Origin of the sequence: Streptomyces sp. ICN903 (genome assembly GCF_022015835.1) — a bacterium.
Taxonomy (GTDB): Bacteria; Actinomycetota; Actinomycetes; order Streptomycetales; family Streptomycetaceae; genus Streptomyces; species Streptomyces fenghuangensis.
In genome coordinates this window covers 1-18,267 of record NZ_JAKMAY010000097.1, presented here as the reverse complement: position 1 = coordinate 18,267, position 18,267 = coordinate 1, and the positions used below count along the sequence as shown (strand labels likewise).

Sequence of the window (18,267 nt, the reverse complement as noted above, 5' to 3'; positions counted from 1 at the left end):
GTCCCCGCACCCCCCGTGACGGAGCGGGCCCCGAACTCGGCCGCCGCCAGCGCGCACACCGCCACGGTCGAACGCGCCAGCTCCCGTACCGGCAACCGGGCCGGCAGCACACCGCCGGACCCGTCGGGGGAGGTGCGGGGGACGAACCGGACACGCTCGCACAGACCGGGGTCGCCACCGAGCGCGGCCCACACCGGGGCCCAAGACCGTTGATCCATGGGCGCATTGTGCCCGCAGTCCCGTCCGTCCGCACGGAGATCGCGTTGTCAGTACCCGCAACTAGCTTGATCCCCAACGCGGATGAGTACGCGTACGGATGTTTGGGAGCCGTGGTTGGACGGCACCCTGAAAGGCATGGAGCGGATCATGGAGAACGTGCACGGAACCACCGAAATGGCCCCTTCCCTGGCCCCGGACCTCGGGCGCGGCCCCGCCCTGGCGCTCACCCTGGCGGGTACGCTCGCCGTGGGCTGGGTGATAGCCATGCTCTACGTCATAACCTCCTGGGTGACGGGCTGACCGCCCGCCACCCGCCGGCTCCCCGGCCCCTGCGGAACGCTCAGCGGTCTTCCGACGAGGAGACCACCCGGAAGCCCATCCCGGCCCGCACCAGCCGGCCGATCAGCGCGTCCCCCATCGCCACGGCCGTGGTGACCTGGCCCGAGGTCTGCGGCAGGTCGTCCAGCGCCAGACACAGCGCCGACTCGGCCAGCATCTTCGCCGTCTCGTCGTAGCCCGGGTCGCCGCCGGACACCTCCGTCACCACACGGCGACCGCCGCCCTCCCCGAAGAAGCGGACCTTGAACCAGCTCTCCGCCCGCTTGCGCGGACTCGGCCCGTCCCCCGGCGCCAGCCGGGCCGACAGCGCACGGCGCGCGGCCGGGAGCTGAGCGGCGGCGAAGAGCGCCCCCGCCCCCACCATGCCGCCCACAGCCACGGGCAGCGTGCGGACGGCGGCGTAGTGGCGGTAGCGGAAGTCGGGGCCGTAACGCTCCAGGGCAGCCGCCGACCGGGCCACGACCCGCGGATCGACCGTCGGCAGCGGCACCGCCCACACCCCCGCCTTCCCGCTGCGGCGCGGCCGGTCCAGCGGCGCGCTGACCCGGCGCCCGGCCGGACGGGACTCCACCCGCCGCCGCTCCCGCGCCGCGGCCCGCATCTGCCGGCCCCGGGAGAACGCCGTCAGCGCGGAGGCGAACGTACCCCCGGAGAAGGCAGCCGACGCCCGCACATAGCCGTCGATCCGCAGCGGCACCCCCTCGGGTAGGCGCTCGACGGTGTACAGCACGCCCAGGTCGTGCGGCACCGAGTCAAAACCGCAGGCGTGCACCAGCCGCGCCCCGGAACGGCGGGCCCGGTCGTGGTGGCGCAGGTACATCATGTCGACGAACTCCGGCTCGCCGGTCAGGTCCGCGTAGTCCGTCCCCGCCTCGGCGCACGCGGCCACCAGCGGCTCCCCGTACTCGACGTACGGACCGACGGTGGTGGCCACCACCGCGGTGTTCTCCGCCACCGCGCGCAGCGAGCCGGAATCGGTGACGTCGGCGTGCAGCAGCGGCAGTTCGGCACAGGCCGGATCGATCTCCGCCAGCCGATCGCGCAGCCGCAGCAGCTTGTCGCGGTTGCGCCCGGCCAGCGCCCAGCGGCAGTCGTCGGGGGCGTGGGCGGCCAGGTACTCGGCCGTCAGCCCGCCGGTGAAACCGGTCGCGCCGAACAGCACCACGTCGTACTCGCGGTCATCGCGGGGCACTCCTGACCTCCTGGGTGTGAGAGGAACGGGCGGGACAGGATCACCTGCCGTCGCCCGACCCTACGGCGAGGACAGGGGCGAGCATGCCAAGGGGCGCGGTCACGGCACCTCGCCGGGGCTGAGGCACTTCGACTTACGGGGGATGTCCCTGACCGAACGGTTCATGTCGACCAGCACGTCCCCGGCGTGTCCGGGCGCGTCCTCGATGGTCACTTCCACGGCCGGGGTACGCCCGTACGTCGTGAGTACCTGGACGCCGTCGGCCTCCAGCCTGCCCTCGTCGAGCACCCAGTCGACACCGCTGACGTTCATGCACAGATCGGGCGTCGGCGGCAGCGGCTCGACGCCGCACCGCAGAACGACCGACGCCTCCCCCCACGATGCGGTGCCGGCCACCGTGGCCCCGTCGCGCTGCCATGACAGGACTTCCTCGGGCGCCCCGGACACGACGTCCGCGCAGAGCGGATCACCGGAGAACGGGCCGGAGCGAACCGAGTGGTCGGGGGAGAGCAGGGAATGCCCGGAGTAGGCGACCACCGCGACGGTGACGACGCCGAGGAGTAAGAGGCTGCTTCTTCTCTGTCTTCTCATCCTGCCTTCCTTCGGGCTCCGCCTGTGCGCGGAGCGGGAGGGACGGAGACCGGGACCGGCGGGCTGTCGGTGCCCGACCCTACGCTGGGGCCATGAGCGATCGGACCAGGGGGCGCGGGGAGCGCGGCGACGCGCAGGCGGTACGGGAACGGGTGCGCGAGTTCGCCCTCGAACTGCCCGGCGCGTACGAGGACTTCCCCTGGGGCGAGTCCGTGGTCAAGGCCAACCGGAAGATCTTCGTCTTCCTCTTCCTCGGGCACCTCGTCGCGGGGCAGGGCGACTCCCCGCCCACCGTCACCGTCAAACTCACCGACCCCGAGGCCCACGCCCACGCGATGTCCGCCCCCGGCGCCCTCCTCACCGGCTACGGACTCGGCCGTTCGGGCTGGGTGACCATCCCGCTGGGCGAGCCGGGCGCACCGGAGGCGGAGCTGCTGTGCGACTGGGTCGAGGAGAGCTACCGCACCATCGCGCCGAAGCGACTGGTGACCCAACTCGACGCACGAGCAGCCGACTGAGAGTCACAACTCAGTCGGCAACAACCCCGCGCCTGCGGGCGTCAGGGCGCGGGTGTCAGATCGGACGGCAGCAACTGCTCGGTCAGCAGCCGCCGTACCCGGGCGTTCCTGTCGGGTACGGCGAGCCAGTCCTCCAGCAGCCGCCAGCCGTGGAAGTAGGCGAAGATGTACAGCGCCATGCCCGTCGCTCGCAGCGAACCGAGCGCCAGGGCGGTCTCGGCGTCGGAGAGCAGCGCCCAGCGGGAAAGACAACCGGTGACTTCGTCGTCCGGGTGGCCCTCGGAGGCCAGCAGCGCGGCATTGCTCCGCACCCCGAACAGCAGGTTCTCCACCCTGTGGATCGCGGCGAAGTCGCTGCCGTCCGGTGCCATGCCCTCCCCGGCCAGGACGTGGTCGGTCAGCCACCTCTGGGCCTCGTCGCCGGGAAAGGCGATCTCCTGGGCGTGCAGCCCGAGTCCTTCGCTGATCACGAAGGCGGGCGCCAGCATGAACCGCACCTGCTGCTCCAGCAGTCCTCTTTCAGCGGTTCGGCTTCACCCCACCGGGCTCCCGACCCGCCCGGCACCTGGCCCTGCGCCGCGAACCGGTCGGCGAGGCCGTCCACGCAGAACCGGATCTCCCGCGCTGAGAGTTCCGCCGTACCGGCCCGGGCCTCCCCGTATCCGAATCCGCCGGCGGTGTGGAGGACGAGGTTCCGGGGGCGGGGACCAGTCGTATGCGCGTGAGGGAACGGTGCTGTTGACCGTGTTCCGCGGGGGGTGGGCGGCCGTGTTGCCGCTGTTCGTCGGCGTAACCCCGACGCTCCTCTTTGGCTGTTTCCGGCCCCCATGAACATCGACTTTGCGGGCACAGGTGTGCGATTCGTGAAACTGCTGTGACAGCGTGTGCGTGCCGCGGCGGCAGGGGGCCGCCGGGCGACTTCTTTCCAAGGGGGGAAAGATGCTGCACACGCGTGCCTGGGGCACGCTGAATCGGCGTGCCCGCAGACCGCTCGGACCGGTCAGAACCTTCCTGGTCACCACGGCCGCCGCGTTAGCGGTCACCGCGACGGCGGTCCCGGCCACCGCCGCGCCGGGGGAGGAGAGGCCGAAGCCGGCCTCCTCCGCATGGGGCCGGGACGGCAAACCCGAAGCCCCGCCGGTGAGGGCGGGGAAGAACCGGCCGCCGAAGTCGGTCCGCTCCGCGAAGCCGACCGAGGAGGAACGGGCCTGGGCCAAGGCCCAGGAGACCCGCCGCTCCGGTGGTCAGGACATCCAGAACAGCGAGGTGGCCCCACTGCGGTGGGTGCCGGAGGGCCAGGGCGAGGTGCCCTGGCACGAGATCTCCGACCTGCGCTTGACCGACTCCCTGGTGGCGCGGATCAACTACTCCAACGGCAACCTGATGCTGGCCGCCACCGACTTCGACATCGCGGGCGTGGGCCAGAACCTTCAACTCACCCGTACCTACAACTCCTTCGGCCCGCCCTACGGCCAGCTGCCCTACCGGTGGTGGGCCGGATACGAGCGCCGGCTGGACGAGTTCACCAACACGATGGTCGTCTACGACGACACCGCCGGCACCATCCGCTTCGAAAAGAACGAAGACGGCACCTTCTCCACCCCGGACGGCTACTCGCTGGACTTCCGGAAGAACAGCGACGGCACCCACACCCTCACCGACCGCAAGAGCGGATCGAGGGACCACTTCTCCGCCGCCGGTGAGCTGACGAAGGTGGTCGACCGCAATGGCGGCACGATCACCGTCGACCACCACGAGACGGCCGACGGCCGGAATGCCGGCTTCAAGCTGACCGAGACCCGCTCCGGGCGGTGGATCGACCTGGTCGAGGTCGACGAGGACCACTGGGAGGCGACGGACTCGGCCGGACGCACGGTGGAGTACCACTTCGACGCGGACGGCAACCTGGTCCGCACGGTGGACACCGGGGGCCGGGCCACGGCGTTCGGTTACGACGCCGACGGCCGCGTCACCGGGGTGACCACCCCTGAGGGGCGGAGAGTGTCCTTCACCTACGGTGAGCACGACGAGATCACCTCGCTGACCCGCGGCGGCCCCGGCGGCCCGACCTGGACCTACCGCTACTCCGCGGACTACCCCTGGCGAGCGGGCACCACGACGGTGACCGACCCCGACGGGGACGAGACCGTCTACCGCCACAACGGCGACGGCGAGGTCACCGAGGTCACCGACCCGCTGGGCCACTCCCGGTCCCGCTCCTACGACGCCCACATGGTCGTCTCGGCCACCGACGCGATGGGCACGGGCACCGAGCCGGGCAACACCACCGCCTACGGCTGGGACGCCCGCAACAACCCCACCTCCGCCAAGCTGCCCACCGGGGCCACGGCGTCACTGACCGGCTACCAGACCATCGCCGGCACCGACCTGCCCGGCACCCTCACCACCCCCGACGGCAACGAGACCGACTACACCTACGACAACGCGGGCAACACCCTCTCCGTCGCGATCACCGGCGAGGCGGGCGGCACCCGCAAGTTCACCTACCAGGGCGACGGCACCGACTGCGGCGGCTTCGAGGGCCAGCGCTGCACCGCCACCGACCAGCGCGGCAAGACCACCCACTTCACCTACGACGCCAAGGGCAACCTGACCAAGGCCGCCCCGCCCGCACCGATGGGCGCCACCACCTACCGCCACGACGACCTCGGCCGCCCGGTCCAGGTCACCGACGGACGCGGCCGGACGCTGCACTACACCTACGACGACCGCGACCGCGTGATCGAGGTCGACGACGGGGTCTACGACACCGTCACCTTCACCTACGACGACGACGGCAACCGCACCGCTCGCACCGACGCCACCGGCACCACTACCTGGTCCTACGACGCCCTGGGGCGGGAGACGATCCGCACCCTTCCCGACGGATCGGCCACGGTGCTGTCCTACACCGCCGACGGCCAGGTCGACACCTACACCGACCCCACCGGGACCGTGGACTACACCTGGGACGCCGCCGGCCGCCTGACCGAACTGACCGACCCGGCCGGGGCGAAGACCACCTACACGCACAACAACAACGGCGAGCGCACCAGGACCGTCTACCCCGGCGGCACCACACAGTCGGTGAAGCTGGACGGCTCCGGCCGTCCCACCCGCATCACCGCCACCTCCGGCGAGAAGACCCTGATCGACCTGTCCTACTCCTACATCTACGGCCTCCCCGCCGCCCTGGACGACTGGGAGAGGGTCACCGACATCAACAAGATCACCTCCCGCACCGACCACGTGGCGGGCAAGAAGATCACCTACCGCTACGACTCCGCCGCCCGCCTCCACTACGCCCAGGAGACCCACAACGGCGAGCGCACCGCCTCCTGGCTGTACTGCTTCGACGCGGCCGGGAACCTCACTTCCCAGTCCGGCCAGTCCTCCACCTGCCCGTCCGGCAACCGCTTCACCTACAACGACGCCTCCCAGCTGACCGCCCGCAACGGCGACTCCTCGGGCTGGTCCCACGACAAGGCCGGCCACGAGACCTCGGCGGTGGCCGCCTCCACCGCCGTCCGCACCAAGGAGCAGTGGAACGCCTTCTCCCAGCTGAAGCTGCTGACCGTCAACGGCACCCAGTACGACGCCGAGTACGCCGGCACCACAGGCGCCGAGCGCACCCGGTTCGGCGCCACCGCCTTCCACCACGGGCCTCTGGGCCTGGCCGCCCAGACCACCGGGGGCAAGGACACCGGATTCGTCCGCGAACCGACGGGCACCCTCAACTCCATGAGGACCGGGGGGAAGAGCTACTACTACCTCACCGACGCGCTCGGCTCGGTCATGGGCCTGGTCGACGCGAGCGGTGAGCGCACCCACACCTACGACTACGGGCCCACCGGCCTGCCCCGCTTCACCCCGACCGAGACGGTGCCCCAGCCCTACCGCTTCACCGGCACCTATCTCGACCCCACGGGCCTGTACAAGATGGGGGCGCGCTACTACGACCCGCACCTGGGCCGCTTCACCCAGCCCGACCCCAGCGGCCAGGAGACCAACCCCTACCTCTACGCCACCGGCGACCCCATCAACCGCACCGACCCCACCGGACTGATCAGCATGTCTAGCGTGGCCGATGCCCTCGGCCCGGCCGGTGATCTCATCACTGGCGGTGTACATCTAGCCCAGGGGGACACCAGGGCTCTCTGGGGTGATGTTGCGGGAGTACTCGCTGGTGGCGCAGCAGGTGCGCTGTGCGGAGCGGCAGTGGCAGCCTCAGCTCCCCCCACCCTCGGTGGATCCCTGGGAGCGACGGCGGGATGCTACGCCATCTCTTGGAGCGCAAGCCAAATCGCTTCGAATGCAGTCGGTGGCTAGCTGACAGGAACCCGTGCGGGGCCGATGTATTCGGCCCCGCACGGAAGAAAGAACGGAAGGAGAGCGTCTAGTGCCTCGTGTCGGGTGGTCTGTTGAGCAGCGTGCAGCAGTGAAGCGCTATATGCTGTTTGCGACGCTTTTCGCAGTTGCTGGAACGGTTTTCTCCATCTTCCTGATAGTGGTAGGGAACAGTGGCGGCTGGGTGGTCCTCGCGATGATTGCCTGCATGTATCTGGCGGGTTTTCTCTTCATTGGGAATATTAAGCGAGAGCAATCCTGAAGTTATTCAGGCCTGCGTGTTCCGTGTCAGAACCCAGCGGGCAGAGCATTTCCTCGAGGAAGGAATTTTGATGTAATTTCTTTCCTGGTGCAGACCCTGCGCCCCATGTGAGTGGGGCGCAGGGTCTACGCGGGTTCGACGAGAGTGTCCAATATGTGGGTATCCGCGCTCAGTTATTGACCTGGACTGGTAGGGCTTCGGACCATTGCTCGGTGTGCGAGCGATTTGGTGGGGGTGCACGGCAGTTGCCGCCGTCGGCGCAGGATGTCCTTCGACTGTGGGTGGGGCTGCGTTGGTGGCGGGCCGGACTCGCGAGGACATCACAGTGGTTCTTCAGGCCTCTTGCTGTAGTGGGTAATTGGTGGGCGAATTAACTGGCGGGCGTGCGTCGCACACACCTACGACTACGGGCCCACCGGCCTGCCCCGCACCACCCCGACCGAGACGGTGCCCCAGCCCTACCGCTTCACCGGCACCTATCTCGACCCCACGGGCCTGTGCAAGATGGGGGCGCGCTACTACGACCCGCACCTGGGCCGCTTCACCCAGCCCGACCCCTCCGGCCAGGAGACCAACCCCTACCTCTACGCCACCGGCGACCCCATCAACCGCACCGACCCCACCGGACTTACCAGCTTCTCCGAAGCTCTCGATGTAGGAGAAAAGATTTTCAGTGCTGCCGCTGGCTGCCTGGCCGGTATTGGTGCTGCTGGTGAAACGGGCATCCTTACAGCGGTAACTGGCTTCTTTGGTGCGCCGGGTGGTTTGGCAGCCGGGGCTCTTGCCTGTGGGGTCGGAGCAGGGGCCGGCTTGATAGGCGCGGAAATTATTTCCTATGGGTGATAGGGGAACTAAAGAAATCGCGAACTGAGGCGACGTAGTCGAGAAGTAGAGCTTCCGGGTGTCAACCCTTCCGTAGGGATGCCACCCGGGAGCTGCGATCCATATCCATTGTGTTTTGCGAATATCTGCCGAAGATGCGGCGCGAAGTCGGAATAGGGGGATGCCATGTCGATCAGCCCGGTCAGGAAGCTGACATGGTTTGTGACGGTAGGGACGGCATTCGGATTGTTCTGCATTATTCTGGGCGCTCGAAGCCAGAACTACGCGCTTCTTGGGGCCGGGGCGCTTGCGACTACCGGAGGGATTTCTCTGATTCTGATGGCAATCTCTCGTCAGAGGTCAAGAAGATGAGATGGTCCATGCTGAGCATCTGCGGAACTTCGTCAGGGACGTTGCTTGTTCTGCGTAGCTTGGTACTGCTCGTCGGCATCGTTTTTCTGTGCGGCAGGTAACAGCTTGCCGCATGTCGGCGTTGGGATGCATCGGAGGCGCGTTCTCAGTGGTCGGCGGAGCACTCTCCTTCGGGGCCGGAGTTGCCTCAGCGTTCGGCTCGGGAGGTCTTTCCACGCCGGCTTCGTTGGGTGCCATTGGTGCCGGGCTTGGATTCGTCGGTGCCGGACTCGGAATGATCGATGCGTGTATGTCATGAATAAATCTGTGCTGGCTACTCTTATCTGGATCGGTCTCGGACTTGGGGTGATGGGAGTGCTCCTGTTTGTCATTGACCGACTGTGAGGTTGCCTCCAGTCGTACAAGCAGTGGTCGGCCGTGAGATCGAGATTCCCAAGCAACGAGATGCCCCGGTGGGGCCCCGATGTCATCGGGGCACCACCGGCCTGTACTCGATCGACGACCTCGGTTCTGACGTCGGGTTCGTCGGATCGACTGCGGCAACCGGCGGAGTCATAGGCGACGGCGCCGGTTCCTTCGGGATCTGCCTGTGCTTTCTCGAGGTGGTCCCAGTCCGGCTGAGAGGGATCCCGAGGCGGCAACAGTGTCGTCCCGGATCTGAACCACTCCACAAGGAGAAGGAATTGGACAAGCGTCAGTCGAGCTTGTTGCTCGTAGTGATTGCCGCGTTTGGCGTATCCGGGCTGATCATTGGGCTGGTGGGTTTTTCGAGGACAGCGGCGCTTGTTGTGTTCCCTGTGATCGCCGCCCTCGTGCTCTATTCCATCCTCAGCCGTTCGCGACAAAGTAGGTAGGAGCCGTGTGGGAGCGGGGCGCCCGGCCGCGGGGAACTTGTTGGTCCGCAGGCCGGGAAAGGGGTGTCCGAATGGACTGCGAAAGCAGAAGAGGGGGAAATAGGAGTGATCCTGGCTGGAACCTCGGGACGCTACGACTCTCTTCGGTGCTGTACGCGCTGATGGGCCCGCTCGCGGCACGTGCGCGCCGCCGCGCCGAGGAGCGGGAAGCCCGGTACGTGAGGGACATACGGGCGGCTCGGCGTGATCGGGGCTGACAGCGGTCGGCGGTGGACGGCCGCCGCGGGCCCCCTGCCGTGCGGCGGCTGTGCCGTGAGTGGTCCCGCCGCGGGTTCCGCGGCCTTCCTGCGTCCTGCGCCCGGCCGTCCGAGGGGAGTCGGGTTCATGCCCGGTTCGGGAGGATCGATGCGTGCCACAGGTCCGTGGGGAGGTTTCCTCCTGGCTCCCGGTTCCCTCTACCTGCTGATCGCGGTGGTTCTCCTGCTGGGAGGAGCGCCGGCGGGGCAGGCGTGGGGGACGCCCGCGGCCGTTCTCGTCGGGCCTGCCCTGGGTGTGGGTGTGGTCCGCTACCGCGGGAAGCGGGCCGGCCGGACCCGCTGAGGCCGAGGGCGGCAGTCAGTCCGTACGGCCGCCTCGAAGGGGCTCGGGACCTCGGGCTTCGGTTGTCGGCGGCAGCGGCGGCAGGTGCTGCCCGGCGCCGTGCCGGGGCCGGGTGAATGACACGGAAACGTAACGGACGTTCACTTCTCGGCAACCTATTGACTAGGGACATCCCTGTACCTACGCTCGCGCTTGTTCATGGTTGTTCACATACAAAGCGTGGTGCGTCGATGAAGATCGCAGTTGTCGGAAGCTATGGGGCCGGCCTCACCATGCGGGTCCCGAAGGCGCCCGCGGCGGGCGAGACCGTGTCGGGCGGTGTGTTCGACCCAGGCCCCGGCGGCAAGGGGAGCAACCAGGCCGTGGGCGCCGCCCGGCTGGGCGCCGAGGTCTCCCTGCTGACCGCGGTGGGCGACGACGACTTCGGCCGCGCCGCGCGCGAGCTGTGGCGGCGCGAGGGTGTCGAGGCCGGGCACGTGCTGACGGCCCGCGCCCCCACGATGGTCGGCTTCATCCTGGTCGAGCCGTCCGGCGAGAACCGCATCGCCATCGCCCCGGGGGCCCTGGACGAACTGGACGCGGCGGCCGTCGAGCCGTTCCGCGCCGAGATCGCCTCGGCCGACGTCCTCGTCGTCTCGATGGAGATCCCCGAGGAGGCCGTCGTGGCCGCGCTGCGCGCGGGCCGCGAGGCCGGCACCACGACCCTGCTCAACCCGGCGCCTGCCCGGCCGCTGCCCGAGGACGCCTGGCCGCTGATCGACGTGATCACACCGAACCAGACCGAGGCCCCCGTACTCCTCGGCCTCGGCGACGAGCACGGGCTCGGGGACGAGGACCTCGTCCGGGCCCTGTGCGAGCGCACCGAAGGCGCGGCCGTCCTCACCCGGGGCGGCGAGGGCGCGCTGATCGCCCGGGGCTCCGGCGTGACGCGGGTGCCGCCCTACCCGGCCGGCGCCGTCGTCGACACCACGGGCGCGGGCGACTCCTTCACCGCCGCGCTGGCGGTCGCCCTCGCGGAGGGGCGGGACCTGCGGCAGGCGGCGGAGTTCGCCGCCGCGGCGGGCGCCCACACCGTCACGATCGCCGGCGTCATCCCCGCCCTGCCCACCAGAGACCAGCTGAACGCCTGGATTGGAAACGTCCCATGACCTCGACCACCGCACCGGCACGGGAGTTCTCCCTCCCGCTGCGCAGACTGCTCCACGCCCGTGAGTCCGGTGTCTTCGCCGCTCTCGTGCTGCTCTTCCTGCTGGGCACCGTCCTCTCGCCGAGCTTCGCCCAGTCCGACAACCTGCTCTCGGTCGGCCAGCAGATCGCGCAGATCGGCATCATGGCCGTCGGCGCCACGTTCGTCATCCTCAACGGCGAGATCGACCTGTCGGTGGGGTCCACCTACGCGCTGTCGGCGATCTCGACCGGGATGCTGATCTCCGACGGCTGGAGCTGGCCCCTGGCGATGGGCGCCGGACTCGCCGTGGGAGCGCTGGCCGGGCTGCTCAACGGGCTGGCCGTCGTGGTGCTCGGCGTGCCGTCGTTCATCGTCACACTCGGCACGCTCAGCGTCTTCCGCGGCGTCGCCCTGCTGATCTCCGACGGCGCCCCGATCTCCCTCAGCTCCTCCCAGCCCGGGGTCGCGGAGTTCAACCTCCTCGGCCAGGGGCGGCTGTTCGGCCTGGTACCGATGCAGTTCGTCTTCTTCGTCGCCGTCGCCGCCATCGGCGTGGTGCTGCTGTCCCGCTCGCGTTTCGGCTTCAACACCTACGCCGTCGGCGGCAACCAGGAGGCCGCCCGGCTGGTCGGCGTCAACGTCAAGCGGGTCAAGCTGACCGCGTTCGTCCTCTCCGGCTTCGCCGCCGGCCTCGCCGGTGTGCTCGGCCTGTCCTTCCTCTCCTACGTGCAGGGCGTCACCGGCCAGGGGCTGGAGCTGACGGTGATCTCCGCCGTCATCATCGGCGGCGCGGCCCTGTTCGGCGGCTCCGGAACCATGTGGGGCACCGTCATCGGCGTCGCCTTCATCGGCCTGCTCCAGAACATCCTCAACATCAACGGGATCTCCTCCTTCTGGCAGACCGTCGTCACCGGCCTCGTGATCGTCGCCGCCGTAGCGGCCGACACCTGGCAGCGCAGGCGCAAGACCCGGGCCTGAGAACCCGGCCACCGCGCCCCGGGGCGCGCCCCGCGCACTCCCGGACACCCCAGACACCCCCGAACACCCCAAGGAACGCCCATGCCTGCTCGCACCCTCCTCAGGGGCCTCGCCGCCGCGACGGCCGCCGCCGCCACCCTCACCCTCAGCGCGTGCGGCGCCGTCACCCCCGCCGACTCCGGCGGCTCCGAGGACGGCTCCTTCGAACTCGCCTCCCACATCCAGCAGCGCATCGACGACGGCGAGCCGATGCGGATCAAGCTCAGCTACCACGACCCGTCCCTGGCCTTCGCCACGCCGATCGGCGCGGGCATGGAGAAGGCGGGCGAGGAACTGGGGGCCGACGTCGCCCTCATCGGCCCCACCGGCGGCGACGCCGCCCAGCAGGTGTCCGAGATACAGACGCTGATCCAGCAGGAGGCCGTGGACGGCCTCGCCGTCTCCTCCGCCTCCAGCGACGCCCTGAAGCCGGTCATCGCCCAGGCCTACGACGCGGGCATCCCGATCATCTCCTTCAACACCGACAACCCCGACTCCAAGCAGATGGGCTTCGTCGGCCAGGACCTCAAGGGCTCGGGCAAGGCCCAGGCCGAGCGGCTGCTGGAGGAACTGGACGGGACGAACGAGGGCAAGGTCGTCGTCTTCTCCGTGGACACCGGAGCCGGCTGGTCGCACGACCGGTTCGGCGGCTTCAAGGAGGGGCTGGACGGCAGCGGCCTGGAGATCGTCGGGCCGGTGAACGTCGGCAACGAGCCCAGCGCCGCCTACAACACCGTCGAGTCCACCATGTCCGGCCAGTCCGGTGTCGTGGCGGTCGCCGGACTGGACTGCTGCTCGACGACCGCCGCCGCCAAGTGGGTGGCCCAGTCCGGCGAGGCCGGTGACATCACCATGGGCGGCTTCGACCTCCTCACCCGGACGGCCGAGTACATCGACGAGGGAGTGCTGGACTTCACCATCAGCCAGAACCCCGCCGAGCAGGGCTACCAGGCCGTGAAGGTGCTGCACGACTTCCTCACCGAGGGCACCGAGATCGAGGGCGTGGACACCGGGGCCCAGTTCATCACCGAGGACAACCTCGACGAAGCGACCGTGGAGGACTGATGACCGCCACCTCCCGCGAGGCCGCCCCGGCCACCGCCTCCCGCGAGACCGCCCCGGCCGTCGGGGTCCGCGGCCTGTCCCGCAACTTCGGCCCGGTACGCGCCCTCGACGACGTCTCCTTCGACGTCCCCGCGGGCGAGGTCACCGCACTGCTCGGGGAGAACGGCGCCGGCAAGTCGACCCTGCTCAAGATCCTGGCCGGCCTCCAGCCGCCCAGCGACGGAGGCGTCACCGTGTTCGGCGAGGAGGTCACCTCCTTCGACCCGAGCACCATGCTCGGCCGGCACGGCGTCGCGATCGTCCCCCAGGAGCTGTCGCTGCTGCCCGACCGCAGCGTCGCCGAGAACGTCCTCAGCGGAGTCGAGCCGGGCAGCCGCTGGTTCCCCTCCCGGCGCCGGATGCTGGAGCGCACCGCCGAACTCCTGGCCGGACTGGACCTCCGGCTGGACCCGGCCGCCCCCGTGCGGTCGCTGGACCTGGCCACCCAGCAGCTCGTCGTGGTGGCCCGCTCCGTCGCCCGGGGCTGCCGCGTGCTGATCCTGGACGAGCCGACGGCGATGCTCACCCCGGCCGAGGCCGAGCGGCTGTTCGCGCTGATGGCCAGGCTCAAGGCGGACGGGACGACCATGCTCTACGTCTCGCACCGCATGCCCGAGGTCTTCCGGCTGGCCGACCGCATCGAGGTGCTGCGGGACGGCGCCCACGTCGCCTCCTGGCGCAGCGACGAGACCACCCCCGACCAGGCGGTCGCCGCCATGGTCGGCCGCGAGCTGGGGCAGCTCACCCGCCGCGCGGAGCGCCCCGCCCGGCCCGCCGGGGAACCCGCCCTGCGGGTGCGGGAACTGAGCGGGCGGCGGCACACCGGTGTCTCCTTCGACCTGCGCCCCGGCGAGATCCTGGGCGTGGCCGGGCTGCCCGACTCCGGCCGGGTGGAGATGCTGCACAACATCTTCGGCGGCGAGAAGGGGACCGGCGGCACGGTGGAGCTGCTGGGCAGGCCCTACGAGCGGCGCGACCCCATCGCCAGTGTCGAGCGCCGCCTGGCGTTCGTCCCCGGCGAGCGCCGCGCCCAGGGCCTGCTGACCACCATGAGCGTCGGCGAGAACGTCGGCGCGCTGATGACCAGGCCGCTCAGCCGCCTCGGTCTCGTACGCCGCCGGGCCCTGGACCGGCAGGCCGCCGAGCAGGCGAGGAGGCTGCGGGTCAAGACCGCCACCATGAGCCAGCCCATCACCAGCCTCTCCGGCGGAAACCAGCAGAAGGCCGTGCTCGGCCGCTGGCTGGCGATCGACCCGGGGGTGCTGATCCTCGACGAGCCCACGCGCGGCGTGGACGTCGGGGCCAAGGCCGAGATCTACGAGCAGCTCTTCGAACTGGCCCAGAAGGGCCTGGCGATCCTGTGCTCCTCCTCGGACCTGCCCGAACTGCTCACCCTGACCGACCGGATCGCGGTGATGAGCGAAGGCCGTCTGGCCGGCACCGTCGAGGCCGCGGAGGCGACCGAGGAATCGATCATGGCCCTGGCCACCGGAGCGGTGCCGGCCGCCTGACATCCGTCTGCCATCCGCCCGTCCCGTCCGGTCTCCCACACCTCTGACACCCCTTCGGAAAGGAACCGTCATGAAGCGCTCCGGCATCCTCAACGCCGAACTGAGCGGAGCCCTGGCCACGCTCGGCCACACCGACCTGCTGATGGTCGTGGACGCCGGCTTCCCCGTCCCCCGCGGCGCGCACCGCATCGACCTCGCCATCGCCGAGAACCTGCCGGACCTGCGGACCGTGCTCGGCCTGATCGCCGACGAACTGGTCGTCGAGGGCGTGGTGCGCGCCGAGGACGTCCCGTCCAACAACCCGCGGCTGGACCAGTGGCTGCGCGAGCGCTTCGCCGGCGCGGAGTTCACCACGCGCCCGCACGCCGAGGTGCTCGGCGAACTGGCCCACCGGGCCAAGGTCGTCGTGCGCACCGGAGCCTTCGAACCGTGGGGCAACGTCGGCCTGTTCTGCGGCGTCGACGTCCCCCGGTGGTTCGGCGGGGAGGACGTCGTCGTCCCGGACCACTACGCGTCCAAGCTCTGACCTCCGCGGCGGCCCGACCGCCGCGCCACCCCACAGCCCTCACCACGGCTTCCACCACAGGAGACAACCGCATGTCCGACACCACCGCCGCGGCCACCGCCGAACCGGCGCTCAGCCCGGCCGAGATGGCGCCCTACATCCAGCACACCAGGATCGACCCGGACGCCACCCGCGACGACATGGTCGCCCACGCCCGCGAAGCGGTCGCCCACGGCTTCAACGCCGCGATGGTCCCCGCCTCCTGGGTCCCCGTCGTGGCCGCCGAGCTGCGCGGCACCGGGATCGAGGTGGCCTCGGCCCTGGACTTCCCGACCGTCGGCGTCATGACCAGCGCGGGCAAGGCGGCCGAGGCCGCCGAGATCGCCCGCCTGGGCGCGACGCAGCTCGACATCGGCGTGCAGATCGGCTGGCTCAAGAGCGGTATGTACGACGAGTTCCGGGAGGACATCGCCGGCGTCGTACGGGCCTCGGGCCTGCCGGTCAAGGTCATGCTGGAGCTGCCGCTGCTCACCGACGCGGAGAAGGAGGCCGCCGTCGAACTGGCCATGGAGGCGGGCGCGGCCTACCTGAAGAACGCCAGCAGCGGGCAGATCGAGACCGCGAATCCGACGAGTGTTCGCTACCTTGTCGACCGGGCACGGGACGGCGTTCGGGTGAAGGCCTCCGGGTCCATCAAGAGCTACCGTCAGGGCCTGGAACTCCTGCGTGCCGGGGCCTCGCTGCTCGGCACCAGCGCCGGGGTGGCGATCGTCACCGACGCCGCCGACGACTCGACCACCAGCTACTGACGGCCGGCCGCCGCCGTGCCCCGCCCGCCCCGCGCGGGCGGGGCACGGCGACCGAGCACTTCGCAACCGGAGAGGAGACGCGTGACCGTGACGGCCGACGAGGGAGGTCTTCCGGACATCAGGCGCAACGTTCCCACCGCGATCCACGCCCAGATCTCGGAGCACATCCGGCTGCGCATCGCCGGCGGCGAGTGGCCGCCGCACTACCGCCTCAAGAGCGAACCCGAGCTGGCCCAGGAGTTCGGCGTCAGCCGCGGCACCGTGCGCAGGGCCCTGGCGACCCTCATCGAGGAGGGGCTGCTGCGGCAGGTGCGCGGACGCGGCACGTTCGTCACCTCCACGGTGATCGAGCCGGCCATCGCCCAGAAGCTCAGCACCCTGTCGGAGGACTTCGCCAGCCAGGGCGTCGTCACCTCCACCAGGGTGCGCGAGAGCTCCCTGATCACCCCGCCCCGGCCGGTCGCCGCCCTGCTGGACGTGGCCCCCGGCACACAGGTGCTGCGCCTGGTGCGGGTGCGCAGCACCGAGGAGGGGCCGGTCGCCCTGCTGTTCAACTTCGTACGGACCGACCTCGCGCCCGGCATCGAGAAGGTGGACTTCACGGCTTCCAGCCTCTTCGGGGCACTGGAGGGAGCCTACGGTCTGAAGATCGCCTCGGCCCGCCGCACCTTCAGCGCGGAGGCCGCCTCGGGGGAGGTCGCGGAGGCCCTGTCGCTGGCCGAGGGCGCCCCCGTGCAGTACCTCCAGCAGGTCACCTACCTCGCCGACGACCGCCCGGTGGAGTACTCGGACGTGTGGATCCACAGCGGCCGCCTGCGCGTCACCTCCCTGCTGCAGCGCAGGTGAGGGCGGCGGCGCGCCGCCGCGTCCCGTATGCCGAAGGCCTGTCCCCCGCGGGGGACAGGCCTTCGGCATACGGGCTCCCCGGTACGGCCGGGTCCGGTACGGCCCGGGGCGCAGGGCATGGGCACAGCGTTCCGCATGCGCCCCCCGTGAGGGCTTGTGGAAAGTGGAACGTGTTCTTAGCATCGCCGGTGTTACATCATTGGTGTCATACGGTCGCGGCGCGGCGGCCCGGACGGTTGGAGACCGGATGGCAGCGGCAGGCACAGGCCCCGGACCGCTGGCCGGAGTGCGGGTGGTGGAGCTGGCGGGCATCGGCCCCGGCCCGTTCGCCGGGATGCTCCTGGCCGATCTCGGCGCCGACGTCGTCCGCGTCGACCGGCCCGGCGGGCAGCCCCTGGGCATCGACCCCACCCGCGACGTCACCGGCCGCAACAAGCGCTCGGTGGTGATCGACCTCAAGGCCGACGGCGGCCCCGACGCCGTACTCGGCCTGGCCGAACGCGCCGACGTGCTGATCGAGGGCTGGCGCCCCGGCGTCGCCGAACGCCTGGGCGTCGGCCCAGGGCCGTGCCTGGCCCGCAACCCGAAGCTGGTCTACGGGCGGATGACCGGCTGGGGCCAGGACGGCCCCCTGGCCGCGAGCGCCGGACACGACATCGGCTACACCGCCGTCACCGGCGCGCTGGGCATGATCGGCCCGGCCGGCGGCCCGCCCGCGATCCCCGCCAACCTGCTGGGCGACTACGCCGGCGGCTCCCTCTACCTCGTCGTCGGCGTCCTCGCCGCCCTCCACCACGCCCGCGCAGAGGGCGGCGGCGGACAGGTCGTGGACGCCGCCATCGTGGACGGCACCAGCCACCTCACGGCGATGATCCACGGCATGCTGGCCGCCGGAGCCTGGCAGGACCGCCGGGGCGCCAACCTGCTGGACGGCGGCTGCCCCTTCTACGGCGTCTACGAGACCGCCGACGGCGGCTGGATGGCGGTCGGCGCGCTGGAGCGGCCGTTCTACGACGAGTTCGCCCGCCTGCTCGGCCTGGACGAGCAGACCGCGGCCGACCGCGACGACCCCGCCCGCTGGGACGGGCTGCGCCGGGCCGTCGCCGCCCGATTCCGCACCCGCACCCGCCAGGAGTGGACGGAGGTCTTCGACGGCACCGACGCCTGCGTGGCCCCCGTGCTCTCCCTGCG

17 protein-coding genes and 1 pseudogene are annotated in these 18,267 nt (G+C 70.4%); 14 read left to right on the top strand and 4 right to left on the bottom strand.

The genetic code is table 11. From position 1 onward, the window contains the following. Nucleotides 1-218: pseudogene (locus L7D48_RS12695) on the bottom strand (hypothetical protein); the annotation flags it as partial. A gap of 115 nt (nt 219-333) precedes the next feature. Here L7D48_RS12695 and mmpA point away from each other — a divergent pair. Beyond that, nucleotides 334-519, top strand: a complete 186-nt coding sequence (gene mmpA / locus L7D48_RS12690) for a morphogenic membrane protein MmpA (protein WP_237879519.1) — start codon at nt 334-336, stop codon at nt 517-519. 40 nt (nt 520-559) lie between these two features. Here mmpA and L7D48_RS12685 read toward each other — a convergent pair whose 3' ends face one another. Beyond that, on the bottom strand, nt 560-1,750 hold the full coding sequence (locus L7D48_RS12685; RefSeq protein WP_237879517.1) for a trans-acting enoyl reductase family protein: 1,191 nt from the start codon (nt 1,748-1,750) through the stop codon (nt 560-562). A 99-nt stretch (nt 1,751-1,849) separates the two neighbouring features. Then, nucleotides 1,850-2,341 (bottom strand): DUF3515 family protein, encoded by a 492-nt coding sequence (locus L7D48_RS12680; RefSeq protein WP_237879515.1) that lies wholly within the window; start codon nt 2,339-2,341, stop codon nt 1,850-1,852. 92 nt (nt 2,342-2,433) lie between these two features. On the opposite strand from L7D48_RS12680, the gene L7D48_RS12675 reads away from it, so the two are divergent. Continuing rightward, nucleotides 2,434-2,859: an MmcQ/YjbR family DNA-binding protein gene (locus L7D48_RS12675; RefSeq protein ID WP_237879513.1), complete on the top strand. Its 426-nt coding sequence runs from the start codon at nt 2,434-2,436 to the stop codon at nt 2,857-2,859. Between the two features lie 41 nt (nt 2,860-2,900). On the opposite strand, the gene L7D48_RS12670 is transcribed toward L7D48_RS12675, so the two are convergent. Next, complete coding sequence (locus tag L7D48_RS12670) at nt 2,901-3,347, bottom strand: hypothetical protein (RefSeq protein WP_237879511.1); 447 nt, start codon at nt 3,345-3,347, stop codon at nt 2,901-2,903. Nucleotides 3,348-3,798: 451 nt separating this feature from the next. On the opposite strand from L7D48_RS12670, the gene L7D48_RS29305 reads away from it, so the two are divergent. From L7D48_RS29305 to L7D48_RS12605, 12 genes are all read left to right on the top strand, one after another. Next, the gene (locus L7D48_RS29305) at nt 3,799-7,188 is read left to right on the top strand and encodes an RHS repeat-associated core domain-containing protein (protein ID WP_305853140.1); all 3,390 of its coding nucleotides are present in this window, start codon (nt 3,799-3,801) and stop codon (nt 7,186-7,188) included. 70 nt (nt 7,189-7,258) lie between these two features. Beyond that, nucleotides 7,259-7,468 carry a hypothetical protein gene (locus tag L7D48_RS12655; RefSeq protein ID WP_237879509.1) on the top strand — a complete coding sequence of 70 codons (210 nt, stop codon included), beginning with the start codon at nt 7,259-7,261 and terminating at the stop codon, nt 7,466-7,468. Between the two features lie 447 nt (nt 7,469-7,915). Further along, nucleotides 7,916-8,311, top strand: a complete 396-nt coding sequence (locus tag L7D48_RS12650) for an RHS repeat-associated core domain-containing protein (protein WP_374492083.1) — start codon at nt 7,916-7,918, stop codon at nt 8,309-8,311. Nucleotides 8,312-9,921: 1,610 nt separating this feature from the next. Next, nucleotides 9,922-10,116: a hypothetical protein gene (locus tag L7D48_RS12645; protein ID WP_237879508.1), complete on the top strand. Its 195-nt coding sequence runs from the start codon at nt 9,922-9,924 to the stop codon at nt 10,114-10,116. A 230-nt stretch (nt 10,117-10,346) separates the two neighbouring features. Further along, complete coding sequence (locus tag L7D48_RS12640) at nt 10,347-11,264, top strand: ribokinase (protein ID WP_237879506.1); 918 nt, start codon at nt 10,347-10,349, stop codon at nt 11,262-11,264. Further along, nucleotides 11,261-12,262 (top strand): ABC transporter permease, encoded by a 1,002-nt coding sequence (locus L7D48_RS12635; RefSeq protein WP_237879504.1) that lies wholly within the window; start codon nt 11,261-11,263, stop codon nt 12,260-12,262. Before L7D48_RS12640 ends, L7D48_RS12635 begins: the two co-directional genes overlap by 4 nt. A gap of 81 nt (nt 12,263-12,343) precedes the next feature. After that, nucleotides 12,344-13,366: a substrate-binding domain-containing protein gene (locus L7D48_RS12630; RefSeq protein ID WP_237879502.1), complete on the top strand. Its 1,023-nt coding sequence runs from the start codon at nt 12,344-12,346 to the stop codon at nt 13,364-13,366. Further along, the gene (locus L7D48_RS12625) at nt 13,366-14,916 is read left to right on the top strand and encodes a sugar ABC transporter ATP-binding protein (RefSeq protein ID WP_237879500.1); all 1,551 of its coding nucleotides are present in this window, start codon (nt 13,366-13,368) and stop codon (nt 14,914-14,916) included. Before L7D48_RS12630 ends, L7D48_RS12625 begins: the two co-directional genes overlap by 1 nt. 70 nt (nt 14,917-14,986) lie before the next feature. Then, nucleotides 14,987-15,442, top strand: coding sequence for a D-ribose pyranase (gene rbsD / locus L7D48_RS12620; protein ID WP_237879497.1), 456 nt, complete (start codon nt 14,987-14,989; stop codon nt 15,440-15,442). Between the two features lie 71 nt (nt 15,443-15,513). Continuing rightward, entirely contained in the window at nt 15,514-16,230 is a 717-nt protein-coding gene (deoC, locus tag L7D48_RS12615; protein ID WP_237879495.1) for a deoxyribose-phosphate aldolase, read from the top strand. Nucleotides 16,231-16,317: 87 nt separating this feature from the next. Further along, nucleotides 16,318-17,076 (top strand): GntR family transcriptional regulator, encoded by a 759-nt coding sequence (locus L7D48_RS29440; RefSeq protein WP_308312278.1) that lies wholly within the window; start codon nt 16,318-16,320, stop codon nt 17,074-17,076. A 247-nt stretch (nt 17,077-17,323) separates the two neighbouring features. Beyond that, on the top strand, nt 17,324-18,267 hold a 944-nt coding region (locus L7D48_RS12605), incomplete at its 3' end, for a CaiB/BaiF CoA-transferase family protein (RefSeq protein ID WP_237879491.1).